The 24,714-nt window shown below is 71.6% G+C and carries 22 protein-coding genes and 1 riboswitch; of the genes, 3 read left to right on the top strand and 19 right to left on the bottom strand.

Annotated elements, in window-relative coordinates; all coding sequences use genetic code 11:
* The first annotated feature begins 197 nt into the window (after positions 1-197).
* The gene (locus A4R43_RS16580) at positions 198-1,280 is read left to right on the top strand and encodes an RNA polymerase subunit sigma-70 (RefSeq protein ID WP_162788495.1); all 1,083 of its coding nucleotides are present in this window, start codon (positions 198-200) and stop codon (positions 1,278-1,280) included.
* A complete protein-coding gene (locus A4R43_RS16585) occupies positions 1,277-1,729 on the top strand; it encodes a DUF1579 family protein (RefSeq protein WP_113693152.1) in 453 nt (150 codons plus the stop codon). Before A4R43_RS16580 ends, A4R43_RS16585 begins: the two co-directional genes overlap by 4 nt.
* Positions 1,730-1,747: 18 nt before the next feature.
* Here the strand turns inward: A4R43_RS16585 and A4R43_RS16590 are convergent, their stop codons facing one another.
* The 8 genes from A4R43_RS16590 to ileS all read right to left on the bottom strand — a co-directional run bounded on the left by A4R43_RS16590 (position 1,748) and on the right by ileS (position 12,944).
* Positions 1,748-2,671, bottom strand: coding sequence for an RluA family pseudouridine synthase (locus tag A4R43_RS16590; RefSeq protein ID WP_113693153.1), 924 nt, complete (start codon positions 2,669-2,671; stop codon positions 1,748-1,750).
* Positions 2,668-3,264, bottom strand: a complete 597-nt coding sequence (gene lspA, locus A4R43_RS16595; RefSeq protein ID WP_472240950.1) for a signal peptidase II — start codon at positions 3,262-3,264, stop codon at positions 2,668-2,670. Before lspA ends, A4R43_RS16590 begins: the two co-directional genes overlap by 4 nt.
* Positions 3,239-4,021, bottom strand: a complete 783-nt coding sequence (locus A4R43_RS16600) for a hypothetical protein (protein WP_113693154.1) — start codon at positions 4,019-4,021, stop codon at positions 3,239-3,241. The genes lspA and A4R43_RS16600 overlap by 26 nt, the downstream gene beginning before the upstream one ends.
* Before the next feature lie 27 nt (positions 4,022-4,048).
* Positions 4,049-5,476, bottom strand: a complete 1,428-nt coding sequence (locus A4R43_RS16605) for a pyridoxal phosphate-dependent decarboxylase family protein (protein ID WP_113693155.1) — start codon at positions 5,474-5,476, stop codon at positions 4,049-4,051.
* Positions 5,477-5,514: 38 nt separating this feature from the next.
* A complete protein-coding gene (locus tag A4R43_RS16610; RefSeq protein WP_113693156.1) occupies positions 5,515-6,846 on the bottom strand; it encodes an aminotransferase class V-fold PLP-dependent enzyme in 1,332 nt (443 codons plus the stop codon).
* Positions 6,847-6,884: 38 nt separating this feature from the next.
* Positions 6,885-6,999: riboswitch (SAM riboswitch) on the bottom strand.
* A gap of 64 nt (positions 7,000-7,063) precedes the next feature.
* Complete coding sequence (locus A4R43_RS16615) at positions 7,064-7,714, bottom strand: M23 family metallopeptidase (protein ID WP_113693157.1); 651 nt, start codon at positions 7,712-7,714, stop codon at positions 7,064-7,066.
* 131 nt (positions 7,715-7,845) lie between these two features.
* Positions 7,846-9,324 carry a potassium/proton antiporter gene (locus tag A4R43_RS16620; protein WP_113693158.1) on the bottom strand — a complete coding sequence of 493 codons (1,479 nt, stop codon included), beginning with the start codon at positions 9,322-9,324 and terminating at the stop codon, positions 7,846-7,848.
* Positions 9,325-9,779: 455 nt separating this feature from the next.
* Entirely contained in the window at positions 9,780-12,944 is a 3,165-nt protein-coding gene (gene ileS / locus A4R43_RS16625) for an isoleucine--tRNA ligase (RefSeq protein ID WP_113693159.1), read from the bottom strand.
* A gap of 284 nt (positions 12,945-13,228) precedes the next feature.
* On the opposite strand from ileS, the gene A4R43_RS16630 reads away from it, so the two are divergent.
* A complete protein-coding gene (locus tag A4R43_RS16630) occupies positions 13,229-14,959 on the top strand; it encodes an FUSC family protein (RefSeq protein WP_113693160.1) in 1,731 nt (576 codons plus the stop codon).
* A gap of 525 nt (positions 14,960-15,484) precedes the next feature.
* Here A4R43_RS16630 and A4R43_RS16635 read toward each other — a convergent pair.
* The 11 genes from A4R43_RS16635 to A4R43_RS16685 form a co-directional block, all read right to left on the bottom strand.
* On the bottom strand, positions 15,485-16,147 hold the full coding sequence (locus tag A4R43_RS16635; RefSeq protein WP_113693161.1) for a hypothetical protein: 663 nt from the start codon (positions 16,145-16,147) through the stop codon (positions 15,485-15,487).
* Positions 16,148-16,235: 88 nt separating this feature from the next.
* A complete protein-coding gene (gene wag31, locus A4R43_RS16640; protein ID WP_113693162.1) occupies positions 16,236-17,096 on the bottom strand; it encodes a DivIVA-like cell division protein Wag31 in 861 nt (286 codons plus the stop codon).
* Positions 17,097-17,144: 48 nt separating this feature from the next.
* The gene (locus A4R43_RS16645; RefSeq protein ID WP_113693163.1) at positions 17,145-17,429 is read right to left on the bottom strand and encodes a YggT family protein; all 285 of its coding nucleotides are present in this window, start codon (positions 17,427-17,429) and stop codon (positions 17,145-17,147) included.
* A 147-nt stretch (positions 17,430-17,576) separates the two neighbouring features.
* Positions 17,577-18,224 (bottom strand): cell division protein SepF, encoded by a 648-nt coding sequence (locus A4R43_RS16650; protein ID WP_113693164.1) that lies wholly within the window; start codon positions 18,222-18,224, stop codon positions 17,577-17,579.
* A gap of 112 nt (positions 18,225-18,336) precedes the next feature.
* A complete protein-coding gene (locus A4R43_RS16655; protein ID WP_113693165.1) occupies positions 18,337-19,077 on the bottom strand; it encodes a YggS family pyridoxal phosphate-dependent enzyme in 741 nt (246 codons plus the stop codon).
* Positions 19,074-19,781: a peptidoglycan editing factor PgeF gene (pgeF, locus tag A4R43_RS16660; protein WP_113693166.1), complete on the bottom strand. Its 708-nt coding sequence runs from the start codon at positions 19,779-19,781 to the stop codon at positions 19,074-19,076. Before pgeF ends, A4R43_RS16655 begins: the two co-directional genes overlap by 4 nt.
* A gap of 9 nt (positions 19,782-19,790) precedes the next feature.
* Entirely contained in the window at positions 19,791-21,131 is a 1,341-nt protein-coding gene (ftsZ, locus tag A4R43_RS16665; RefSeq protein WP_113693167.1) for a cell division protein FtsZ, read from the bottom strand.
* 221 nt (positions 21,132-21,352) lie between these two features.
* Positions 21,353-22,114 (bottom strand): anti-sigma factor, encoded by a 762-nt coding sequence (locus A4R43_RS16670; protein ID WP_113693168.1) that lies wholly within the window; start codon positions 22,112-22,114, stop codon positions 21,353-21,355.
* Positions 22,111-22,704, bottom strand: a complete 594-nt coding sequence (sigK, locus tag A4R43_RS16675) for an ECF RNA polymerase sigma factor SigK (RefSeq protein WP_113693169.1) — start codon at positions 22,702-22,704, stop codon at positions 22,111-22,113. Before sigK ends, A4R43_RS16670 begins: the two co-directional genes overlap by 4 nt.
* On the bottom strand, positions 22,697-23,446 hold the full coding sequence (locus A4R43_RS16680; protein ID WP_113693170.1) for a DUF1365 domain-containing protein: 750 nt from the start codon (positions 23,444-23,446) through the stop codon (positions 22,697-22,699). Before A4R43_RS16680 ends, sigK begins: the two co-directional genes overlap by 8 nt.
* Positions 23,440-24,705, bottom strand: coding sequence for an NAD(P)/FAD-dependent oxidoreductase (locus tag A4R43_RS16685; protein WP_113697659.1), 1,266 nt, complete (start codon positions 24,703-24,705; stop codon positions 23,440-23,442). The genes A4R43_RS16680 and A4R43_RS16685 overlap by 7 nt, the downstream gene beginning before the upstream one ends.
* Positions 24,706-24,714: the final 9 nt, after the last annotated feature.

Here is a 24,714-nt window from a genome sequence, read left to right on the forward strand (position 1 = left end):
CGCGTTTCACAAGTCTTGTTCGCGCTCTTCGCGCCCAGGCGGCCCCTGGCGGCACCGGGCCTTCGGCCGAGTACGCCCAGTACGAGGCCGAACGCCCGGCACCGCCAGGAACCACCTGGATCACGAAGCCCATCGAACAGACTTGTGAAACACGCCCTAGGCCGCACACTTTCCCGCGGTCGTGCACTCTGCCTCGTGTGACCGAAAACGAGGAGCTCAGCGAGCTGGTGGCGGCCGCCCGGCGCGGCGATGGCGAGGCCTTCGGCCGGCTGTCCGACCGGTTCCGCCCGGAGCTGGTCCTGCACGCCTACCGGTTGCTCGGCCGGTACGACGAAGCCGAGGACGCGGTGCAGGACACCCTGCTCCAGGCCTGGCGCGGGATCCGCGGGTTCGAGGGACGGGCGAGCGTGCGCAGCTGGCTGTACCGGATCGCGACCAACTCCTGCCTGGCCAGGCGCGTCAAGGACGAGCGGCGGCGGCGACTGGTCGCGGCCACCGCGGTTCGCGACGGCGTCGCCATTCCGGTACCGGCCACCGTGCCGTGGTTGCAGGCCGTGCCGCAGGACGCGATCGAGGCGGTGGCGCAGCGGGACCCGCGGCCGGACGAGCGGCTGGTGGGGCGGGAGTCGCTGGAGATCGCGTTCGTCGCGGCGTTGCAGCACCTGACCGGACGGCAGTGCGCGGTGCTGGTCCTGCGTGACGTGGCCGGCTGGCCGGCCGGCGAGGTCGCCGCGCAGCTGGGCACCACCACGTCGGCGGTCAACGCGTTGCTGCAGCGGGCTCGCCGGACGATGCGGACGGTGCTCGGACCTGACCGGGCCGAGTGGCGCCGGAGTTCCCCGCCCGCGAGCGAGGCGGCTCTGGTGCGGCGTTATGTCGAGGCGGTCGAATCCGGTGACGACGAGGCGATCGCGACCCTGCTGGCCGCCGACGTCCTGGTCAGCCACCAGCCGCACGGCGGCAACGCCACCCCGGAGGTCACCTGGTACCGGGGCCGCCAGACCACAGTGGACGCCTGGGCGCCGGCACTGCACGGCAGCATGGCGCTCGACCTGCGGCTGGTCGAGTTCGGGGTGAACAACCAGCCCGCGGTCGCCACCTACGGCCGGCTTCCCGGCACCACCCCGCACCGCGCGTTCAGCCTGACCGTGCTCCGCACCACGGGCGAGCACATCACCGAAATCGTCAACCTCAGCCCAGCCCAGTTCCCCGCGCTCGGGCTGCCGATGGAGCTGCCCGCGACGACCGTGCCCGGCCGCGGGCGAGAGAGGACACCATGACCGAGCGACCCCTCCGCACCGATGCCCACCGCCGCCTCGAAGTGTTCCTCGGCGACTGGCGCGCCACCGGCGTCGCGCACGTCGGCCCCGGTGGTGAGCCAGGCGAAACACCGTGGTCGAGCACGCACACCGGCCGCTGGCACACCGGCGGGTTCTTCCTGATCCAGGACGAACGGGCCCGCCTGGGCGGGCAGGACTTCGACACGCTGAGCCTGCTGGGCGTCGATCCCAGTACCGGCGGCTACGTGGTGCGGACCTTCGACAACGGCGGCTTCTACCGCCAGTACGAGCTCACCGCCGACGGCAACCGGTGGACGATCACCGGGGACACCGAACGGGCCGAGATCACCTTCAGCGAGCACAACCGGCGGCAAACCATCCACTGGGCGTGGAAACCCGCCGGAACCTGGGTGCCGCTGTGCGATCGGGTAGCCGAACGCCACGACTGAGCCCCGCCCGGAAGCGCGTCACGACTCCGCGCGCAGCTTTTCCAGCGCCGCCGCCAGGTCTTCGGGGTAGTCCGCCTCGAACTCCACCCAGCGCCCGTCCGCGGGGTGCGCGAAGCCGAGCGTCCTGGCGTGCAGCCACTGCCGTGACAGCCCCAGCCGCCGGGCCAGCACCGGGTCGGCGCCGTAGGTCAGGTCACCGACGCACGGGTGCCGCAGCGCCGCGAAGTGCACGCGGATCTGGTGCGTGCGCCCGGTTTCCAGCTTGATGTGCGCGAACGAAGCCGCGCGGAAGGCCTCGACCACCTCGTAGTGCGTCACGCTCGGCCGGCCACCGGCGACCACGGCGAACTTGTAGTCGTGCCGGGGGTGCCGGTCGATCGGCGCGTCGATGGTGCCCTTGGTCGGGTCGGGATGGCCCTGCACCAGCGCGTGGTAGCCCTTGTCCACGGTGCGTTCCTTGAACGCCCGCTTGAGCACGGTGTAGGCGTGCTCGCTCTTGGCCACCACCATCACGCCGGTGGTGCCGGCGTCGAGCCGGTGCACCACGCCCTGGCGTTCGGCGGCACCGGAGGTGGAGATGCGCAGCCCGGCCGCGGCCAGCCCGCCCACCACGGTCGGCCCGGTCCAGCCGGGGCTCGGGTGCACGGCCACGCCGACCGGCTTGGACACCACCACGATGTCGTCGTCGTCGTGCACGATCCGGAGGCCCTCGACCGGCTCGGCGACCACCTCGACGGTGCGCGGCTCGGGCAGGGTGACCTCCAGCAGGCCGCCCGCGGTGAGCCGGTCGGACTTGCCCGCCGGCTTGCCGTCGAGCAGCACGTCCCCGGCTTCGGCCAGCTCGGCGACCGCGGTGCGGGACAGCCCGAGCAGCTTCGCCAGCCCGGCGTCCACCCGCATCCCGTCCAGGCCGTCCGGGACCGGCAGCATGCGCCCGCTCACGACTTCCTGGCCTTCTTCTGGATCGTCTTGCCGTCGTAGTCCTTGCCCAGCAGCGACAGCAGGATGATCAGGCCGCAGCCGATGAACAGCGACGAGTCGGCCACGTTGAACACCGGCCACACGTCACCGTTCGGCGCGAACACCGAAACGAAGTCGACCACGTGGCCCTGGAGCACACCGGGCGCGCGGAACAGCCGGTCGGTCAGGTTGCCCATCGCACCGGCCAGGATCAGCCCGAGGCCGACCGCCCAGCCCGGCGAGCGCAGTCGTTTGGCGAACCAGATCAGCGCGATCACCACCGCGCAGGCGATCAGCGCCAGCACCCAGGTCATGCCGGACGCCATGCCGAAGGCGGCCCCGGAGTTGCGGATCAGCTGCAGGTAGACCGCCCCGCCGAGGACCCGCACCGGCTCGGCGAACTCCAGTTCGGCCACCGCGATCGCCTTGGTCACCTGGTCGGCGGCGAGCACCAGCACGGCGATCACCGCGAGCAGCAGCACCCGCCGCTTCGGCTGGGGTGCGGTCTCGGTGCTGCCGGTGGTGTCGGTGCCCTCGCTCGGCTCGGCCTCAGGCGGTATCGGCTGGTCGCTCACCACGCCATTGTCCACGGCGGGTGACCAGCGCGGCGATCGCCCCGGCGAGCAGCACCAGGCCGGGGACCAGCCCGGGCGGCGCGGGGATCACCTCCAACGAGCCCACCACGGCCGCCACGGTGATCACCACGAGCAACAGGCTGCGCTCCAGCCAGGCGAGCACCAGCAGGCCGGCGGTGTAGACGAGCAGGTCGTCCATGCCGGGCAACGCCATCGCCAGCAGCATGCTCGCCGCCAGCCCGGCCAGCACCCCGCCGAGCCAGCCCGCCACCGTACGGCCGCGGCCGGTGCCGAAGTACGCCCAGGCCAGGCCGAGGAGCCCGAGCCCGCCCAAGGGCAGCACGAAGGTGGTCACGAAGCCGGATTCGTCGATCAGGCTCCAGCTCGCCGCGCCGAAGATCGACAGCACCATGATCGCCGCGATCCCGCCGGCCACCAGCAGGGCGACCCGCCACGGCGACGGACGCGGCTTCGCGCGGAAGACGTACCAGGCCACGGTCAGCGCGAACACCAGCAGCGCGCCGACCGGCCAGTCACCGAACGCGGTGAACGGCTGCGGGCTCTCCAGCGCGACCAGTCCCTGGTCCCCGGTGTAGGCGTACAGCTGCGCGACCGCCACGTTCTCGCCCTGCGGCGCGTAGGCGAACCAGCCGAAGTCCTCCCGCGGCGCGAACGCGAGCGCGGCGAGCAGCAGGAACCCGATCAGCGCCAGTGGCAGCCAGTAGTCCCGCCTGCCGTCCGAAACCGGTCCGCGCATGCCGTGCTCCACCCCAGGTCGACGCCGTTACGCCGTGAGCCGGGCGCCGATCTCCCGCACCACCGAGACGAGCAGTTCGATGTCCGCCTCCCCGGTACGCCAGTTGACGATCGCCGGTCGCAGCGCGAGCCGTCCCCGGTACACGGTCGTGCCAGCGTAGACCCGGCCGTCTTCGAGCAGTTCGGCCCCCAGCCGCCGGTTCAGCTCGTCCAGCCGCTCGTCGCCGAGCCCGTCGCGGCGGTACCGGAAGCAGACCACGTTCAGCCCGGGCGGCGCGAGTGGTTCCAGGTCGGGTGCCTCGTCGACCAGCTCGCCGAGCAGCCGGGCGAGGTCGTGGTGGCGTTCGACCATGGCGCGGTAGCCCTCGCGGCCGTACGCGCGCAGCGTCGCCCAGATCGGCAGCGCGCGGGCCCGGCGCGAGGATTCCGGGCCGAGCGAGTTGTAGTTGATCCTGGCTTCGTCGCCGACCGGCAGGTATGCCGCGTCGGGCATGGCGAACGCCTGCACCAGACGCCGCGGCTCCCGCAGGAAGGCGAACCCGCTTTCGTACGGCACGTTGAGCCACTTGTGCCCGTCGGCCGCGACCGAATCCGCCCGCTCGACGCCGTGTACGAGATGCGCCGTTTTCGGGGAAACCGCCGCGAACAAGCCGAAGGCGCCATCGACGTGCAGCCAGGCGCCGTACGCCTCGGCCAGGTCGGCCAGCTCGCCGACGGGATCGAAGTCGCCCGCGTTGACCTCACCGGCGTTCGCGATGAGCACCGCCGGACCGGCGACGGCGGCGAGTTCCGTCTCCATCGCGCCCAGGTCCACCCGGCCGGCGTCGTCGCGGGCGAACACGCGCACGGTGTCCCGGCCGCAGCCGAGGATCTGCAACGCCTTGCGGCTGCTGGGATGCACGTAACCGCTGGAGAGCACCGGCAGGCGCGGCAGGCCCAGCATGCCGTCGGCGCTGACGTCCACGCCGTGCCGTTCGGCCCACCAGTGGCGGGCGGCGGCGAGCCCGGTCAGGTTCGCCAGCGTCGCGCTCGGCGTCAGCACGCCGCCGTAGGACGCGGGCAGCCCGAACAGGTCCTTCAACCAGCCCAGCACGACGGTTTCCACCCTGGCCGCGAACGGCGACGCCGGCCAGAGCCCGGCGACCTGGTCGAGCAGCGAGGTCACCCAGTCGCCCGCCTGCGCCGCCGGGGTCGAACCGCCGACGACGAAGTGGAAGAACCGGGGTCCGGAGGAATGGGTGGCCGCCCCGGTCCCGATCCGCAGCAGTTCGCGGACGCTCGGCAGGGTGCCGTCGCCGCGTTCCGGCAGCGGGCCGTCCAGTTCGTCGAGCAGCGGGGCACCGGCGGGATCCTGGACCAGCCGGTCGGACAACGTGGCCAGGTACGGCCCGGCGGCGTCCGCCACCAGTCGCAGCGCTTCGGCCGTCGCTTCGCGTTCGGTCAGCGGATCACTCATCCCCGCAGAAGATCACGCCCGGCGGCGCGCGTCCAGGCTCAGGAAAGGAATTCCGGCAGCGGGCGCGGGTCCGGGGTGGGCGCCCAGCGGCCGTCCACCTTGCCGTACTCCCACCGCGCTCCCCTGGCCACGATCTGCCGCAGCGCGAGCAGCAGCCGGTCGACGTGTTCCTCCGTGCTGCCGAGGCCGAGGCTGACCCGCACCGCCTGCTGCCCCGCACCACCGGCGAACCGGATCAGCCGCCGCGTCGCGATGTGCGCGCAGAACGCGCCGTCGCGCACACCGATGCCGTATTCGGCGGAAAGCACCGCGGCGAGCCAGCCGGGTTCGAAGCCGTCGATGACGAAGCTGAGCGTGCCGACGCGGTCGACGTCGGCGTCGAACAGGCGCAGTTCCGCGAAGCCGGGAACGGACGAGAGCCCGCGGTGCAACCGGCGCAGCAACGCGTCCTCGTGCTCGCGAATGGCGTCCCAGTTCTCGGAAAGCGCCTCGCACGCCACGCCGAGCGCGTACACGCCGACCGTGTTCGGCGAACCGGCTTCGTGGCGCTCCGGCCCGGAGTTCCACACCACGCCGAGCTCGGTGCCGTGGTGCCGCTGCACCGCCTTGGTCGCGCCACCACCGGCGAGGTACGGCTGCCCGGCACGCAGCCAGTCGGCACGGCCGACCAGCGCACCCGCCCCGAACGGCGCGTACAGCTTGTGCCCCGACAGCGCCACGTAGTCCACATCCAGCTCACGCAGGGAGAACGGCCGGTGCGGGGCCAGCTGCGCCGCGTCCAGCGCGATCCGCGCGCCGTGCTTCCGCGCCACCGCGGCGATTTCCGCCACCGGCAGCAGCTCACCGGTCACATTGGACGCTCCGGTGAGCACCACCAGCCGCGGTCCCGGCGCGCAGGCGGCCAGTGCACTGTCCACAGCGGACACCGCGGCCAGCCTGGTGCGCGGCGGTTCCACGCGGTGCACGCGCGGCCCGCGCCACGGCAGCAGCGCCGCGTGGTGCTCGGTGTCGAACAGCACCACCGAGGTCTCGCGCGGCAGGCACTTCGCCAGCAGGTTGAACGAGTCGGTGGTGTTGCGGGTGAAGATCACCGTGTCGGTGGACCGGGCGCCGGTGAAGCGCCGCAACACTTCCCGGGTGCGCTCATAGACCTTTGTGGACACCTGGGAGGCGAAACCGGCGCCTCGGTGCACGCTGGCGTACCAGGGCAGGAACTCGTCGACGGCGGTGCGGACGCGCTGCAGGCACGGCGCGCTCGCGGCGTGGTCGAGGTTCGCGTAACCGATCGTGCCGCCGTTGACCAGCGGCACGGACAACTCGGCACCGGCGACTTCCGGGACCAGGCAAGGGCGTTCGAGTGCGAGCGTCATGGGAGGCCTCCTCGAGGTCGGGGACCCCCGCCTCGGAGGATCCGCGCTTGCCCGCCACACCTCGTGACGAGCCAGGTCCTCACCCGGGGCACCCCACCGCGGTTGGAGGGTTGCCGGCCAGCTAGCCGGGGCTTGTCGCTGGCACTCATGACCTACCGGAAAAGTTAACCCACTGGGCGGCGCCCGCGCCAGGGCCGCCCAGTGGGTGAGACGGCGATCACTCCGCTTCGTACCGGAACCGGCCGGGGAGCTGGACCGCCTGGCCATCGGCGACGTGCGTCGCGACGCCGCTGTACTGTTCGGCGCCTTCGGTGAACCGCCAGCCGCCGAATTCCTTGCCGTCGACGGGTTCGCCGTGTGCCTCGGCGACCGTCGTCTGGAGCTGGTGGTAGCCGAGGCCGTCCCAGTCACCCGCCCCCGCGGGCAGCGTCCACAGGGTGAAGTGCACGTGGGCACCCGAACTGCTGCCGCCGCACGGCAGCGCGTTGCCGGTTTCGCCGAGCACCACGCCCGGTTCGACGGCCTGCCCGTCGGTGACCGCGATCCGCTCCAGGTGGTAGTAGCCGGTGCGCCAGCCACCGGCGTGGTCGATGGTCACCCAGTCGCCGCCGTCGCAGTGCTGCAGCCGGACCGTCCCGGCGAGCGGCGCGCGCACCAGGCCGTCGCGCGGGCTCAGGTCGATCGCGTTCTTCACGCCGCTGTTGCCGTTGTCCGAGTGGATGCCCGCCGAGCTGACCGACTGCCCGGTGGCGAACGGCAGCGTGAACACCGGGAAGGCATCCGCGGCGGACGCGGTCGGGGCGAGCAGGACGCCGCCGGTGAGCACCACGGCTGCCGCCAGTCCACGAAGGTTCGACGAGTTGACCACGCGCCGTGCTCCCTACGCTCGCTGTCCACCATTCGGGTTAGTCAATGCGAGCGAAACGTAAGCCATTCGGCGGCAGTTAGGAATACACGAAGTCAGACAAATCCTTGTCAGGTGACCTAGGTCACAGTGGATCAGTGCCCGGACTCGCCCCGCCAGCGGGCCAGCCTGCCCGCCCGGTCGATGGCCCGCAGGCGCCGCTCGGCCACCGCCCGCGCCCCCTCGGTGGTGACCACGAGCAGCTGGTCCAGCTCCTGGAGGCGACTGGTGCTCTGCGGGGTGAACGACTTGCCGTCGCGCACCACCAGGCTCACCGACGCACCCGCCGGGAGCCGCAGCTCGGACAGGTACACCCCGTGCAGCCGCGAGCCGCGCTGGATGCGCACCTGGAGCAGTTCGGCACCGAGTTCGTCCAGCGGCGCGGCGTCGACCTGGATCTCCTTGGCCTCGGTCGAATCGGACAACCCGAGCAGGCGCCCCAGCGGGGTCAGCGTCGCGCCCTGCAGCAGCGTCAGCACGATGACCAGCACGAACACCGCGTCGACCAGCTCCTGCGCGCCCGGCACGCCCTCGGCGAGCGGGATCATCGCGAGCACGATCGGCACCGCCCCGCGCAGCCCCGCCCAGGACAGGAACACCTGTTCGCGCCACGGCAGCTTGAACGGCAGCGCGGAGACCAGCACCGACGCGGGTCGCGCGAGCAGCAGCACCACCGCCCCGGCGACCAGCCCCTGCACCAGGCTCTCCAGCAGCCTGCCCGGCGAGGCGAACAACCCGAGCAGCACGAACAGGCCGATCTGCGCCAGCCAGCCGAGCCCTTCGGCGAAGGACAGCGTGTCGGACCGGTGCGGCAGCCGGGAATTGCCGAGCACCACACCGGCGACGTAGGTGGCGAGCAGGCCCGAAGCGTGCGCCAGCTGACCGCCGGAGTACGCGACCACGCAGACCGCGACGGTGGCCACCGGGTACAGGCCGGTGGCGGGCAGTGCCGCCTTGCGCAGCGCCAGCGCGCCGGCCCAGCCGAGCAGCAACCCGATCAGCAGGCCCGCGCCCAGCTCGTAGACCACCAGCAACGGCAGTGTCCAGTCCACTGTGGTCCCGGTGGCCAGCACGACGACCGCGATGTAGGCGGGCGCGTCGTTGATACCGGATTCGATCTCCAGCGTGCCGACCAGCCGCTTGCCGATGCCCGCCGAGCGGAGCACGGAGAACACCGCGGCGGCGTCGGTCGAGGCGAGCACCGCGCCCCACAGCAGCGCCATCCGCCAGTCCAGGCCGAGCAGCAGGTGCAGGGCGGCGCCGGTGATCGCGATGCTCACCCCAACGCCCACAGTGGACAGTGCGATTCCGGGCCACAGCGCCGGTTTGACGGTCTGCCAACGGGTGGTCAGGCCGCCTTCGGTGAGGATCATCACCAGCGCGGCGAGGCCGAGCGACTGGGTGAGCGTGGCGTTCTCGAACTCCAGGCCGAGCCCGGCTTCCCCGATGAACACCCCGATGCCGAGGTAGAGCAGCAGCGAGGGCAGGCCGAGCCGGATCGAAACGCGCACCGCGAGCACGGAAACGAGCAGCACGGCCGCGCCCGCCCCGAGAATGACCGGGAGCTGGTCCATCCACCGCCTCCCCTCGTCACCTGATCGCGCATTCAGAATAGTGAACGCGCGTTCTCGTGGTGCGCTCGGTGCAAAAGGTGGATTTTCGACACATCACCGTCGCTTTTGGTGAATATCGGCTCCACGTCCGCGGAGTCCACATGCGACAGTGGCGCAAACTCGCGGCGATCCCCGCGATAACCGGTGGCGATGCCGGGAAGGTCGAAGTCGGCGTTCAGCCCGAACCAGCTCCCCGCCTCGGCGAGCGCGCGGCACCCAGCGCTTCGCGGCCGGCGTCCCACCTCACCCCGGCTCGTTAGCCCGAATGGCCGCTTGTCCAGACCACCGGGAAAGAGGTGTCATGGACCAGGCAGGATTTGTTGTGATCAACAACTTACCGGCGGTGAAGCTTGGCCCGTGAGCGGCGGTGGTCCCCGGTCCCCGCCAATCCCCCGCCGCCGCTCACGGGCCTCCCGCTAGTTCTTGCGCACCGCCACGGTCACCTTGACCCCGTCGCCAACGGTGCCGGTGGAGCCGTCGGCCACCGCGTCGTAGGCCACCGAGGTCGCCAGGGTCTCCCCCGCGACGAACTCCTCGTGCGCCCGCGCCGCCTCGGTCACCTCGACCGGCGCGTCCACGGTCAACGCGATCCGGTCGGCCACCTCGAGCCCGGCGTCACGCCGCGCCTGCTGCACCACGCGCACCAGGTCGCGCGCCACGCCCTCGGCCGCCAGCTCCTCGGTCACCTCGGTGTCGAGCAGCACCAGCCCGGACCCGCCCGGCAGCTCGGCCGCCGCGCCCTCGTCCTTGGCCACCAGCTTGCGGTCGTACTCGGTCTCCAGCAGCTCGATCCCGGCCGCCACCAGCGCGCCACCCTCCGATGTGGACCACTCGCCCGCCTTGACCGCCTTGATCACCCGCTGCACGTCCTTGCCCAGCCGCGGCCCGGCGGCCCGCGCGTTCACCGCCACCTCGAAGGCGCCGTGCGCGGCCACGTCGCCGGTCAGCTCGACCGACTTGACGTTCACCTCGTCGCGGATGATGTCGGTGAACTGGCGCAGCGCGTCCACGTCCTCGGCGGCCACCAGCAGCTTCGCCAGCGGCAACCGCACGCGCAGCTTGTTCGCCTTGCGCAGCGACAACGCCGACGAGCACACCTGCCGCACCCGGTCCATCGCGGTGACCAGCGCGGCGTCCGCGGGCAGCTCGGTGGTGCCCGGCCAGTCGGCCAGGTGCACCGAACGGCCGCCGGTCAGCCCGCGCCACACCGACTCCGTGGTCAGCGGCAGCAGCGGCGCCAGCACCCGGCAGGTCACCTCCAGCACGGTGTGCAGCGTGTCCACCGCGTCCTGCTCACCGGCCCAGAACCGGTCGCGCGAGCGGCGCACGTACCAGTTCGTCAGCACCTCGAGGAACTCGCGGACGGTGGCGCAGGCACCGGCGATGTCGCTGACCTCCAGCGCCGCCTCGACGTCGGTGACCAGCTCGTGGGTCTTCGCCAGCACGTACCGGTCGAGCACGTGCTGCGAGTCGGTGCGCCACTTGCCCTCGGTGCCCTCGGCGTTGGCGTACAACGCGAGGAAGTAGTACGAGTTCCACAGCGGGAGCACCGCCTGGCGCACCGCGTCGCGGATGCCCTTGTCGGTGACCACGAGGTTGCCGCCGCGCAGGATCGGGCTGGCCATCAGGTACCAGCGCATCGCGTCGGACCCGTCCCGGTCGAACACCTCGTTGACGTCCGGGTAGTTCCGCAGCGACTTCGACATCTTCTGCCCGTCGGAGCCGAGCACGATGCCGTGCGACACGCAGGTGCGGAAGGCAGGCCGGTCGAACAACGCGGTGGCCAGCACGTGCAGCGTGTAGAACCAGCCGCGGGTCTGCCCGATGTACTCCACGATGAAGTCACCCGGGTAGTGGTGCTCGAACCAGTCCGCGTTCTCGAACGGGTAGTGCACCTGGGCGTACGGCATCGAGCCGGAGTCGAACCACACGTCGAGCACCTCGGGCACCCGGCGCATGGTGGACTTCCCGGTCGGGTCGTCCGGGTTGGGCCGGGTCAGCTCGTCGATGTGCGGCCGGTGCAGGTCCGCCGGGCGCACGCCGAAGTCGCGCTCCAGCTCGTCGAGCGAGCCGTAGACGTCGGTGCGCGGGTAGTTCGGGTCGTCCGACATCCACACCGGGATCGGCGTGCCCCAGTACCGGTTGCGCGAGATCGACCAGTCGCGCGCGTTCTCCAGCCACTTGCCGAACTGGCCGTCCTTGACGTGCTCCGGGTACCAGGTGATCTGCTGGTTCAGCTCGACCATCCGGTCCTTGAACTCGGTGACCGCGACGAACCACGAGGACACCGCGCGGTAGATCAGCGGGTTCCGGCAGCGCCAGCAGTGCGGGTACGGGTGCTCGTAGGTCTCGTGGCGCAGCAGCACCGCGCCCTGCCGCCCGGCCGAGCCCGTGCCGTTCTTGAGGTCCCTGATGATGTTCGGGTTGGCGTCGAACACCTGCTGGCCGGCGTAGTCGGGCACCTCGGCGGTGAACCGGCCCTTCGAGTCCACCGGGGTGACCGGGGTGATCCCGGCCGCGTCGGTGACCACCTTGTCCTCTTCACCGTAGGCGGGCGCGATGTGCACCACGCCGGTGCCGTCGTCGGTGGTCACGTAGTCGGCGGACAGCACGCGGTGCGCGTTCTCCTGGCCGAGGAAGTACGGGAACGGCGGCGCGTAGCGGGTGCCGAGCAGCTCGGTGCCGGTGTACCGCGCCAGCACCTCGGGCTCCTCGCCGAGTTCCTTGGCGTACGCGGCGACGCGCGCCTCGGCCAGCACGAACCGCCGGTCGCCGGAAGCGACCTGCACGTAGGTGACCTCGGGGTGCACCGCGGTCGCCAGGTTCGACGGCAGCGTCCACGGCGTGGTGGTCCAGATCAGCAGGTGCGCGCCGTCGAGGTCGTTGCCGTTGCCCTCGAGCCGGAAGCCGACGGTGACCGCCGGGTCCTGGCGGCTGGCGTAGACGTCGTCGTCCATCCGCAGCTCGTGGTTGGACAGCGGGGTCTCGTCGCGCCAGCAGTACGGCAGCACGCGGTAGCCCTCGTAGATCAGGCCCTTGTCCCACAGCTGCTTGAACGCCCAGATCACCGACTCCATGAAGGTGGCGTCGAGCGTCTTGTAGTCGTTTTCGAAGTCGACCCAGCGCGCCTGCCGGGTGACGTACTCGCGCCACTCGCCGGTGTAACGCAGCACGGACTCGCGGCACGCGTCGTTGAACGCGGCGATGCCCATCTCGTCGATCTGCGACTTGTCGGTGATGCCGAGCTGCCGCTCGGCTTCGAGCTCGGCGGGCAGGCCGTGGGTGTCCCAGCCGAAGCGGCGCTCCACGTGCTTGCCGCGCATGGTCTCGAAGCGCGGCACGATGTCCTTGACGTACCCGGTGAGCAGGTGCCCGTAGTGCGGCAGGCCGTTGGCGAACGGCGGGCCGTCGTAGAAGACGTACTCGTTGGCGCCGTTCACGCCGGGGTCGCGGGCGTCCACGGTGGCCTGGAAGGTCCGGTCGGCCTCCCAGTAGGCCAGCACGTCCTTCTCCAGCGCCGGGAACGACGGCTGGGACGGCACCTGGCCGGTCGGTTCACCAGCCTCGGCCTTGGGGTACATCGAGCGCTCCTCGCGGTGTCCAGTGGTCCCGGGTCACGGGGACGAAGCCCGGCCGGTCACGGCCGCGTTCCGCGGTACCACCCCGCTTGCCCGCACGCGAAGCGCGGGCCGCTCGTTCGACGGCTGTCACGGGCCGTACCCGTCCGGTTCTACTGAGGCCGGTGGCCCGTTCTTCCGGAGGCTCCCCGGTGATGGCCGGATCAGCGCCTGTGTTCTTCCAGGTTAACGCGCCGGGGCAAGCGGATTCCGGGGAGGTCGGTTTTCCGGGGCTAGGGTCGCTGAGCATGAAGGGGCTGGCACTTCCCGTGCTCGTTGTGGTGGTCGCTGGCGGGGTGGCCGGGCTGGGCGCGCTGGCCGGGCTCGGCCCGGCGACCGTGCTCGCCGCGCTGACCGCGTTGTTCTGCCTGATGGCGGCCTTCGGCGGACCGCTGCGGGCGGACCTGCGGCTGCTCGCCGGGTTCGCGCCCGCGCTGGTGTTCGGCGCAGGGGTGCCCCGGCTGCTCGGCGAGGTGTCGGACTGGGCCGCGATCGCGCTGCTCACCGCGGTGGTCTTCGTGGCGGGCTTGCTGCCCGCGCTGGGCCGCCGGTACGTGACGGTGGGGCTCGGGCTCGGCATGGCGTCGGTGTTCGGGTACGGGTTCCAGCTGACCGGCGCGGCGAGCGCGGCCCAGGTGCTCGGCGCGCCCGCGCTGGCCGTCGGCGTGGTGGTGGTGCTGCGGTTGCTGGCCGGGTTGCGGGACCCCGGCAAGCCGGTCCGCGAGGCCCTCGCCGAGTTGTTGGCGGGTGGCGGCAGCGCTGAGCAGGCCACCCGGTTGTGGCTCGGCGACCAGCCGCGGCGGTGGACCGCGCGGGTGCTCGCCCAGACCCTGCGGTACCGCGCGGCGCGCCGGGTGCTCGAAGAACGCGGGGTGGTTACCGAGGAGGCCGCCACCGAGGCGGACAAGCTCGCTTCGCTGGTGCGTTCCCGGTCCACTTCGGACAGTGGGGTTGCGGCGCCATCTTTGACTGGCCCCGCCGACGAGTGGCATTCGAGGATGCGGGAAGCGCTCAGCGAGATCCACCGCGCGGCCACCCACCGCGGCGAGTCCACTGTGGAGATTCCACGCGGTTTGGCTCGCCGGGTGCTGGCGGACGAGCTGCGCGGTGCGTTGTCGTGGAAGTCGGCGCAGCTGCGGCACGCCGTCCGGTGCGCGCTGGGCTTGTTCGTGGCGCTGGCGGTGGCCCGGCTGCGGCCGGGCGATCCGCTGACGCTTTCGTTCCTGATGGCCACTTTTGCCGTCATGCAGCCGGAGTGGCGGGACAGCCTTCGCAAGGCGTGGCAGCGGGTCGCCGGTTCGGCTGGTGGGGCGGTGGTGCTGGCGCTGGTGCTCTGGTGGCTGCCGCCGTCGGCGCTGCTGCCGGTCGGCCTGGTCGCGATGCTCGCCGGCGTGCCGGTGATGGCCAGCAGGCCGGTGCTGTTCAACGGGTGCGTGGTGCTGATGAGCGTCGGCGTGAACGCGGCGAACCGGCACCTGGATCCGGCGCCGGTGCTGGTGGAGTACCTGCTGCTGATCCTGCTGGCGGTGATGATCGGCTTGCTGTTCGGTTTCGCCGCAGTGCCGGGGGTGCGCAAACCAGGCGCGCCGGAACGCCTGGCGACAGCGGTCGCCGACACGCGGGCGCTGCTGTCCCGCCTGGCCGACACCCTGCGCGGTGACGCCGATCCACGGGAGCTGGCTTCCCTGTTCCGGCAGGCGGCGCGTTCGCAGCAGGACCTGCTCGCCGCCGAGCCGGGCAGCGCGGAACCCACTGGGCCACAACAGGAATCACTGGAACAAACCGCCGAAGCCCTGCGGGGCCTGCAAACCACCGCCGTCGCCATCGCCCTACCAGGCCCCCGGCACGCTTCCCTGGCCGAACCCATCACCGAGCTATTGGCCGGCCACACCCCCACCGACACGCCCACGGACGACGAGCAACGCCTCCTGCTGACGTCGCTGACCACACACCTGACCGCCCTGCGCTCGACCACCTGACCACCAGCCACGAGCCGGTCGGCACCGGGCCGCGGAGGCGTGGCTCGAACAAATCCCAGCGAGGTGAGTGGGTAGCGCGAGCCCGGCGGGCACGAACGAGAGCGCAGCCAGGCTCGATCCGTGGCAGCGCGGGCACGAGACAGCGTGGGCGCGAGGCGGCGCGAGCAGCCGGGGCGCGAGACAGGGCAAAAGCGCGGGCGGTGGGGCGCGAGACAGCACGCCAGGTGGCGCGAGACAGCGCGACCGGTGGCGCGAGACAGCGCGAGCACCCCGGAGGCTCGAGGCAGCGCGAGCAGCCGGGGGCGCGACGTAGCGCGGCGGCCGGTGCGCGAGGCAGGGCGAGGCGCGGGAGGTGGGGCGCGTGACAGCACGCCAGGTGAGGCGAGGCAGCGCGAGCAGCCGGGCGCGGGAGGCAGGGCGAGCAACCCGGAGCGCGAGGTAGCGCGAGCAGCCGGGGGCGCGAGGTAGTGCGAGTGGCGTGGGCGCGAATCCGGGGGTAGCGGGAAGGAGGCCGTTACCCGCCTACTACTTGTTGGCCTTCTTGCGGCTGTCCCGGTGGGTGGCGGCGAGGTGGGCGTCGGGGCGGCAGCGGTCGCAGGGGGTGAAGCCCAGGTCCCGCGCCTCCGCGACGGCGATCGGGATGGTGTCCCGGTCGACCAGCCAGGTGCACGCCGCGAGGTGGTAGCGCGGGTACTCGTCCACCACCAGTACTTCCACGTCCAGCCCCGAGACCACCAGCAGATCGGCGGCGTCGGTGTCTTCTTCGCCCGGGTCGCCGGATTCTGCGGCGGGTTCATCGGGCTCGGCGGCACCGGCCGTGTCCTCGTCCTTGTCGGCGGAAGACTCCGCCAAATCACCCTCAGCGGGGATGAGTGCGGTCGCGGGCTCCTTCTCGTCCTCGACCGGGAGTTCGCCGGTGACCTCGCCCTCGACGGCGGAGTCGGCTGGATCGGCCTTGTCGGCATCAGCGGCTTCGTCCGCGGACGCCGAGGTCGAAGCCGCAGCCGCGGCCGTCTCGGGCTCGGCGGCTGCCCGTTTCCGGCGCCGCAGCCATTCGGCCAGCATCACGATCCCGGCCAACACGGACACGCCCACCGAGATCCAGGCCCACAACGTGTTCGCGGTGATCAGACCCGCGACAACCAGACCCGCAGCAATCAGCACCAGCACCAGGACGACGTAGAGCACGGTGAATTACAACACGGACGGCACGCCGAAACGGCCCCGACCCTCCGGCAGGAGGGACGGGGCCGCCGGTTCACTCGATCGTGTGGCCTCAGCCGGCCTCGGCCCGTGGGCCGAACGAGTAGCCCTGTCCGCTGCTGGACCCGCTCGCCGACTGGTTCGCGCCCGGCGAAGCGGGGGCGGCCGAGCCGCGGTCGTCCAGCTCACGCAGCTGCGACTCGAGGAACCCGCGCAGCCTCGTGCGGTACTCCCGCTCGATGGTCCGCAGCTCTTCGATCCGCTTGTTCAGCGTGTTCTTCTCGGAGTTCAGGCTGTTCATCGTCTCGGTGTACTTGCGCTGCGACTCGCGTTCCATCGTGGTCGCCTTGTCGCGCGCCTGCCGCTCCAGGGTCTCCGCCCTGGTGCGAGCGTCGTTCAGCATGGTCTCGGCACGCGTGCGTGCTTCGTTGACCATCGAGTCCGACTTCGCCCGCGCGTCCGAGAGCAGCTGCTCCGACTTGGTCCTGGCCTCGGCCAGCATGCCGTCGGACTCGGTCTTCGCCTCGGCGGTCAGCCGGTCGGCCATCTCCTGCGCCAGGCCGAGCACCTTGGCCGCCTGCACGTTGGGCTCGCCGTTGTCCGGGCCCATGCCGTGGGCCTGGGTCTGCTCCATCGCACTGGGCGGCGGGACCGGGGCCAGCCGCCGGGGTTCCTCGCGCACCGGGGCGGGCGGGGGCACGCTGCCCACCGGGCCGGCGGACCGCGCGGTCTCCAGCTCGCCACGGGTCGATTCCAGCTCGGCATCGAGTTGCTCCACCTGCTGGCGAAGCTCGTTATTGTCCTCGATGAGCCGGGCGAGTTCGGTCTCCACCAGGTCGAGGAACGCGTCCACCTCGTCCTCGTTGTAGCCCCGTTTGCCTATGGGCGGCTTGCTGAACGCGACGTTGTGCACGTCAGCGGGGGTCAACGACATCAGATCACCTCACGCACTCCATGGCCTGCAGGTCACCAGGGTCCCCGATCACCCTGGATACGCCAGTTGCATCAGTATGAACACAACCAACAGCAGCACCATAATCGATAAGTCCAGTCCGACGCCGCCAATCCGCACCATCGGGATGATCCGCCGGACCAATCGGACCGGCGGGTCCGTAACTGTGTAGATGGTCTCCAGCGTCACCGCAACCCCTCCGGCGGGGCGCCACTCGCGCGCGAAGGCGCGCACGAGTTCGACCACGACCCGTGCTGTGAGCAGGAGCCAAAAAGCGAACAGCACGTAGTAGAGGACGATCCAGACCGCTTGCACGTCTCCACTCTGCCACACCCGTGCCCCGGCGTGCGGACAGCGGGCTGACCTGGGGCGGACCGGCGTGGCGGACAACACCGTACAACAGGGCGGAAACGCCGATCAGGGGCACCGGCGCGTGGCTGGTGCCCCTGGTCGCGGAACGCGTCAGTTGCGGAGGAAGAGCCCGCCTTCGGCGATGCGGCGGCGGTCTTCGGCGGTCACGTCGACGTCCGGCGGTGAGAGCAAGAACACCTTGTTGGTGACCTTGTCCATCGAGCCGCGCAGGGCGAACGCCAGCCCGGCCGAGAAGTCCACCAGCCGCTTGGCGTCGGCGTTGTCCATCTCGGTCAGGTTGATGATCACCGGGATGCCGTCGCGGTAGTGCTCGCCGATCGCCCTGGCCTCCGCGTAGCTGGTCGGGTGCAGGGTGGTGATCCGGCTGAGCGGGTCACGGCTGGGCAGCCGCGACTGCTCCGGCACCGGCCGCAGCCTGGCCACCGGGTCCGGCCGGTCCACCGCGAGCGCGCCCTGCACCGCCGGGGTGGCGGCGGGCACGCGGCCACGCGGGCGCGGCTCGTCGTCGTCGAACTCGTCCATCGCCCGGTACCGACCCCGGGAGCGGGTGCGCACCGGCGGTGCGGCAGGCTCCTCGTAGGTCTCGTACTCGTCGTCGGCGTCGGCGTAGTCGGCGAAGTCACGGGTGTCACGGGAGTCACGCCGGTAGTCGCCGTCGTAGCTGTCGTACCCGTCATAGCCGTCACTGTCGGCCGGGACCATGCCGAAGTACGCCTTCAGCTTCTGCAGCGCGCTCATGCGGTGTGCCTCCCTGCCCTCTTCGACCCTCACGGCCACTCACGCCCGAAAGCCACGCCAGTGCCCCACCGTTACGCTACGTCACCGAATACGGCGCCGCCCGACGATTTCACTACGGTGAGGCTAAACCTCGCCGTCCGAGCAACGCGGTTCCGACACGCACACAGGTCGAGCCGCACGCGATGGCTTGTTCAAGATCACCGCTCATCCCCGCCGAGAGTTCCACGGCGGAGGGGTGGTCTTCAAGGAACTTTTCCCTGGCAGCCGCCAGGCGGGAGAAGGCCTCGGCGGGGTCAGTACCCAGCGGGGCCACCGCCATCAGGCCGCGGAGCCGCAAATCACCCGACTGGGTGAGGTTCTCGGCCAGCGCGGGCAGCTCCGGGAGCGGGCAGCCGCCGCGCGCACGCGCCGTCTCCTCGTCGTCCAGGCTGACCTGGGCGAGCACATCGAGAGGATGATCACGTTCACCGCGCTCGCGCGCGGCGCGGACGGCCTTCGCGAGGGCGTCCGCTAGCCGGAGCGAATCCACCGATTGGACCTCGTCCGCCCAGCGGACCACCGACCGGGCCTTGTTCCGCTGGAGCCTGCCGACCATGTGCCAGCGCACGCGCGCGTCCGGGCGCATCGACGCCACTTCGCCCGCCTTCGCGCTCGCCTCCTGGTCGCGGTTCTCGGCGAGATCGGTCATGCCGAGATCGGTCAGCAGCGCGGCGTCCACCGCCGGAAAGGTTTTGGTCACCGCGAGTAGCCGCACCTCTTCGGGACGCCGCCCGGCCGCCGCGCAGGCGTCGCGGATCTGCGTGCGAACCCGTTCGAGTGACTCGGCGAGCTCGGCCTGCCGGTCGGTGCTCATCCGGCCTCGACCCAGGTGATCGCGGCGATCCTCCCGGTGGTGCCGTCGCGCCGGAAGCTGAACAGCGTCTTGTCCTCGGCGGTACACCGCGGGTCCACGCCGATCTTGGCGATGCCCGCGTCGGCCAGCTGGCGCCACAGCCCGGCACGCAGGTCCAGTCCCGGCGTGCCGTTGCGACTCTTGCAGGCGCTGCCGGGCAGGTGCGCCCCGACGTCGTCGGCCATCGCCTTCGGCACCTCGTAGCACTCACCGCAGATCGCCGGGCCGAGCAGCGCTTCGACCTTGCCGAGTTCGGCACCGGCCGACTTCATCGCGTCCAGCGCGGCGGGGACCACGCCCACCCTGGCGCCGACGCGGCCCGCGTGCACCGCGGCCACCACCCCGTTTTCGGGGTCACCGAGCAGCACCGGCACGCAGTCGGCGACCAGCGCCACCAGCGCGACCCCGGGCCGTGCGGTGACCAGCGCGTCGGTGGCCTCGGCGGGCGGCCCGCCGGGTTGGTCGACCACGGTCGCCGTGCGGCCGTGCACCTGTTCCATCCACGCCAGATCACCTTCGGCGAGGCCGAGTTCCGCGGCGAGGCGGCGACGGTTGGCCGCCACCGCCGACTCGTCGTCGCCGACGTGGTCACCGAGGTTGAAGCTTTCGTACGGTGCCCGCGAGGCACCGCCCGCCCTGGTCGTGACGACCCTCCGAATACGCACCCACGCAGCCTAGCGGCGCATGAAGGGGGGAACGTCCACCTCGTCGTCGCTGGGGTCGTCGGTGACCGGCACCGGACGGCCGGGGGGCAGGTTGCCCTGGGTGTTCTGCGAGGTGGTGCGCGGGGTCGGGTAGCCGGGACGGCTCCCGCCCGGCTGCGGCAGGCCGCCCGAGATCGAGCCGGTGCCGCCGCTGAACCCGCCGCCACCGAGCCGGTCGCCCGTGGCGCCGCCGCCGACCGGCGACTGCCCGCGCTGCCCCGGCGCCGGCGTGCCCGGCCGCTGGGACGAGGCGGGCGGCAGCGAACCGGCGCCGTTGCCCGAACCGCCGACCTGACCGGCCTCGGCGGACACCGTGGTGCTGCGCGAGCCGACCGCGGACGGGTCGAGCTTCTTGTGCGTCGGCGCGCCCGCGTCGAAACCGGCCGCGATCACGGTGACCCGGACCTCGTCGCCGAGCGAGTCGTCGATGATCGTGCCGAAGATGATGTTGGCGTCCGGGTGCGCGGACTCCTGCACCAGCGACGCGGCCTCGTTGATCTCGAACAGGCCGAGGTCGGAGCCGCCCGCGATGGACAGCAGCGCGCCGTGCGCCCCGTCCATCGAGGCCTCCAGCAACGGCGAGTTGATGGCCTTCTCGGCGGCCTGCACCGCCCTTCCCTCGCCACGCGCGGATCCGATGCCCATCAGCGCGCTGCCCGCGCCGGACATCACGCTCTTGACGTCGGCGAAGTCCAGGTTGATCAGGCCGGGCGTGGTGATCAGGTCGGTGATGCCCTGCACACCGGAGAGCAGCACCTCGTCGGCCGAGCGGAAGGCGTCCATCAGCGAGACGCCGATGTCGCCGAGCTGCAGCAGCCGGTCGTTCGGGATGACGATCAGCGTGTCGCACTCGTTGCGCAGCGCCTGGATGCCGTCCTCGGCCTGCTTGCCGCGGCGCTTGCCCTCGAAGGAGAACGGCCGGGTGACCACGCCGATGGTCAGCGCGCCCAGCTTGCGCGCGATCTGCGCCACCACCGGCGCACCGCCGGTGCCGGTGCCGCCGCCCTCGCCCGCGGTCACGAACACCATGTCGGCGCCCTTGATGACCTCTTCGATCTCCTCGCGGTGGTCTTCGGCGGCACGCTGGCCGACCTCCGGGGCGGCGCCGGCGCCGAGCCCGCGGGTGAGTTCGCGGCCGATGTCGAGCTTGACATCGGCGTCGGACATGAGCAGTGCCTGCGCGTCGGTGTTCACCGCGATGAACTCGACACCCTTGAGGCCGACCTCGATCATCCGGTTGACGGCGTTGACGCCGCCGCCACCGATGCCGACGACCTTGATCACCGCGAGGTAGTTGTGCGGGGGCGTCATCGGGATCCGCCTTCCTGATCGTGACTGTGCGTGTTGCCCCGCCGGCGGTCGCCCCTCGGACACTTCCCCGCCCGAAACCCTCGACCTCTAGTCGAGGCTTAGAGTTATGTCAACTACCGACGTTGCTCCAGGACGGTAGGGAGGAGCACGCCCGGAATCCAGGAGCCACGCCGCGCGCGTCGCAATCTCTTTGACCACAACGCCTTCGTGTGTGGAAAGTGTCAAGCCGCCATCGAGATGGTCAGCAGGGGTGCCGAGGTGGGCGCCGGCGAACCACCCCGCGGCTCCACGGTGACCCCGATCTTGGCCACCCCGGCCAGGCCCTGTGCGGTGAGTACCGACCCCGGTTCCGGCCCGCCGGGCACCAGGCCCATCGACCGCACCCGGCCGTCGGCGTGCATCAGCCAGACCTGGTATTCGCGGTCCGGCGGGCTGGCTGGCAGGTCCGACGCCATGAACGCGGCCTTGTCCAGGCTCGGCGACATCACCACCGTGCCGTGGCCGCCGGGATCGTGCGCGGTCACCACGTCCGGCGACGCGAGCAGCTCCCCCATCGGCGCGTACTTCGCCCTGGCCTCGGCGGCCTGCTGGCGCGCGGCGTCCAGTTCGCCCTGTGTGTGCAGCGCGAGCCCGCCGAACACCCCGCCGAGCGCGAGCCCGATCACCGCCGCGGCGGCCGCGACCAGGACCATCCAGCGCGGCGCGCCCGCACCACGCCGCGACCGGCTGCCCCGGTCCCCGCGTGCCGACGGCGGTTCCTGGCGGGTCGTCCGGACCTCGGCCAGCACGCGTGCCTTCAGCGCCGACGGCGGTTCCTCGGCGACCGCGGCACCCAGGCGCGCGGCGGTGGCCCGCAGTTCGCGCACCTCCTGCGCGCACGACGGGCATTCGGCGAGGTGCCGCGCGAACCGCTCGCGTTCCAGGTCGTCCAGCGCGTCGAGCGCATAGGCCCCGGCCAGCGTGTGCATCTCCGGCGAGGTCATGCGGTCACCCCCAAGCAGTCCCGCAGGCGGATCAGCCCGTCACGGAGCCGGGTCTTCACCGTGCCCTGCGGGGTCGACAGCACTTCGGCCACCTCGCGGTAGGTGTAGCCCTGGTAGTAGGCCAGCAGCACGGACTCGCGCTGCAGCTCGGTCAGGTTGCCGAGGCAGCGGCGGACCTGCTGGCGTTCCCAGCGCGCGGTGACCGACTCGGCCACCTCGTCGAACGGGCGGTTCCGGCTCGCCTCGAAGGTGGCCTTGACCTCGCGTTCGGTGCTCGCGCGGGCGGAGCGCACGCGGTCCACCGCGCGGCGGTGCGCCAGGGTCAGCGCCCAGTTCAGCGCACTGCCGCGCTCCGGCGAGTACCGCGGCGCGGTGCGCCACAGCTCGACCAGCACCTCCTGCGCGACCTCCTCGGACTGCGCGCCGTCACGCACCACCCGGCGGACCAGGCCGAGAATCGGCCCGGCGAGCCGGTCGTAGACCTGCTCGAACGCGCGCTCGTCGCCCTTGGCCACCTGGACCAGCAGCTCCTCGGTGGTCGGCCCGTCCACAGTGGACGGCCGCTCCCCACGCGGTGCGGTCTCATCCATCAAGGCCTCCACAGCCTCCGAGTTCGCCGAGCCGGTCCGCCGGTGCCACCGCCGCCATCGGCGCGCGGCGCAGCCACAGGACGGCCCCGTGCTTGCGGATCAACGCGGTCACCCGCTGCGGGACGAACGGCCGGGCCAGCAGCATACGGGCCACCTGTCCGGGTCCGGCGGCACGACGCACCCCCCGAAGGGTGGCGGCCAGCGGGGTCGAACCGGCCTGGTGCAGCACCACCGAAACGGCCAGCAGCGAATCCGGTTCGGGCACCGACATGCGGTATTCGCCGTCGCCGGTCTGGAACGGCGAAACGAAGAACTCCTTCGCCGCCGTCGCCCGGCCTTCCGCGTCCGGGAACAGCAGATACGCGTGCCTGCCGCGGTAGGTGTTGTGCACCTCGGCGACCACGCAGGCGGGTTCGCCGTCCGGCCGGTGGCACCAGTACAGCGTGATCGGGTTGAACACGTAACCGAGCACCCGCGCGCTGGCCAGCATGACCACCCGGCCACCGGCCAGATCGATCCCGCGTGCCGCCAGCCAGGCGTCGAGCTTCTGGCGGATGGTGCCCGGCCCGGGTCCGAAGTGGTCGCGGGCGTCGAACCGCGCGAACGGCCGCAACCAGCGCGGCAGCCGGGGCAGGTCGTCCACATCGACCAGCCACAGATGAAGCCGGTGCGCGAAGGACAGCGGCGGCTCGATCCGCCGCACGTGCGCCACCGTGGCGTCGTAGAGCGCGGCGGTCACCAGCGCACCCCCAGCGATTCGGCGGCCCGCGCGCCCGAAGCGCAGCCGTCCTCGTGGAAGCCCCAGCCGTGGTACGCGCCCGCGTAGGCGACGACGCCGTCGTTCAACTCGGGCAGGCGGCGCTGCGCGGCGACCGACTCCGGCGTGTAGACCGGGTGCTCGTAGGTCATCCGCGCGAGCACCTTCGACGGCTCCACGGCCTTCGACGGGTTCAGCGTGACCACGTACTCCGCCGGTTCGTCCAAGCGCATCAGGCGGTTCATGTCGTAGCTGACCTGCACCGCGCCGTTGTCCGCGCCACAGCTGGGCGCGGCGTAGTTCCAGGACGCGCGGGCGCCGGGCGTGCGCGGCAACAGCTCCGATCCGGTGTGCAGCCAGGCTTCGTTGCGGGAGTAGCCGAACGCGCCGAGCACGTCGCGCTCGCGTTCCGTGGGCTGTTCGAGCAGGTCGAGCGCCTGGTCGGCGTGGGTGGCCACCACGACCTTGTCCACGCGGTGCACGCTGTCGGCGTCGTCGCGCAGCTCGATCCCGGCCGTCGTGCGGCGCAGCGAGCGGATGGGCGTGGACAGGTGGACCGCGGTCAGCTGCTTCACCGCGAGATCGACGTACTCACGGGAGCCACCGGTGACCGTGCGCCAGGTCGGTGAACCGGAGACCGACAACATGCCGTGATTGCGCAGGAAGGCGAACAGGTACGGCGCCGGGTACCGCAGCGTGCCGGTGCGGTCGGCCGACCAGACGGTGGACACCAGCGGCAGCAGGAAATGGTCCACGAAGTACCGCGAATAGCCGCCGATGGCGAGGAACGCGCCGATCGTGACATCACCGGCATCACGCGCGGCGAGCACGCGCGCCGCGTGCCGGTGGAACCGCTTGACCTCCGCGAGCATGCGCAGGTACCGCGGGCTGCGCAGGTTCCGCCGCTGCGCGAACAACCCCGGCAGACCCTTCGCCCCGGCGTATTCGAGACCGCAGCCGTCGCACCGGATGCTCATCGACATCTCGGTCTCCTGCGTGCGCACGCCCAGCTCGCCGAACAGCTTCAGCAGCGTCGGATAGGTGCGCTCGTTGTGCACGATGAAGCCGGAATCGACCCCGATCGTGCCGTGGGCGCCCGCGACGTCGTGGGTGTGCGCGTGCCCGCCGAGGCGGTCGCCCGCTTCGAACAGCAGCACGTCGTAGCGGCGTTGTAGCAGGTAGGCGGCGGTGAGCCCGGCCACGCCGCTGCCGATGACGCCGACTCGTTCTCCAGTGATCTGCACGTGGATCAT

This window comes from Amycolatopsis albispora (assembly GCF_003312875.1).
Lineage (GTDB): Bacteria > Actinomycetota > Actinomycetes > Mycobacteriales > Pseudonocardiaceae > Amycolatopsis > Amycolatopsis albispora.

What these genes read in the sequence shown, in the direction of transcription:
- A4R43_RS16620 (WP_113693158.1), bottom strand. Translation starts at nt 9,324, where the DNA reads ATGGACCAGCTCCCGGTCATTCTCGGGGCGGGCGCGGCCGTGCTGCTC.
- wag31 (WP_113693162.1), bottom strand. Translation starts at nt 17,096, where the DNA reads ATGTCGTTGACCCCCGCTGACGTGCACAACGTCGCGTTCAGCAAGCCG.
- A4R43_RS16670 (WP_113693168.1), bottom strand. Translation starts at nt 22,114, where the DNA reads ATGACCTCGCCGGAGATGCACACGCTGGCCGGGGCCTATGCGCTCGAC.
- ftsZ (WP_113693167.1), bottom strand. Translation starts at nt 21,131, where the DNA reads ATGACGCCCCCGCACAACTACCTCGCGGTGATCAAGGTCGTCGGCATC.
- A4R43_RS16600 (WP_113693154.1), bottom strand. Translation starts at nt 4,021, where the DNA reads ATGCGCGGACCGGTTTCGGACGGCAGGCGGGACTACTGGCTGCCACTG.
- A4R43_RS16650 (WP_113693164.1), bottom strand. Translation starts at nt 18,224, where the DNA reads ATGAGCGCGCTGCAGAAGCTGAAGGCGTACTTCGGCATGGTCCCGGCC.
- ileS (WP_113693159.1), bottom strand. Translation starts at nt 12,944, where the DNA reads ATGTACCCCAAGGCCGAGGCTGGTGAACCGACCGGCCAGGTGCCGTCC.
- sigK (WP_113693169.1), bottom strand. Translation starts at nt 22,704, where the DNA reads ATGGATGAGACCGCACCGCGTGGGGAGCGGCCGTCCACTGTGGACGGG.
- A4R43_RS16585 (WP_113693152.1), top strand. Translation starts at nt 1,277, where the DNA reads ATGACCGAGCGACCCCTCCGCACCGATGCCCACCGCCGCCTCGAAGTG.
- A4R43_RS16605 (WP_113693155.1), bottom strand. Translation starts at nt 5,476, where the DNA reads ATGAGTGATCCGCTGACCGAACGCGAAGCGACGGCCGAAGCGCTGCGA.
- A4R43_RS16630 (WP_113693160.1), top strand. Translation starts at nt 13,229, where the DNA reads ATGAAGGGGCTGGCACTTCCCGTGCTCGTTGTGGTGGTCGCTGGCGGG.
- A4R43_RS16655 (WP_113693165.1), bottom strand. Translation starts at nt 19,077, where the DNA reads ATGAGCACCGACCGGCAGGCCGAGCTCGCCGAGTCACTCGAACGGGTT.
- A4R43_RS16610 (WP_113693156.1), bottom strand. Translation starts at nt 6,846, where the DNA reads ATGACGCTCGCACTCGAACGCCCTTGCCTGGTCCCGGAAGTCGCCGGT.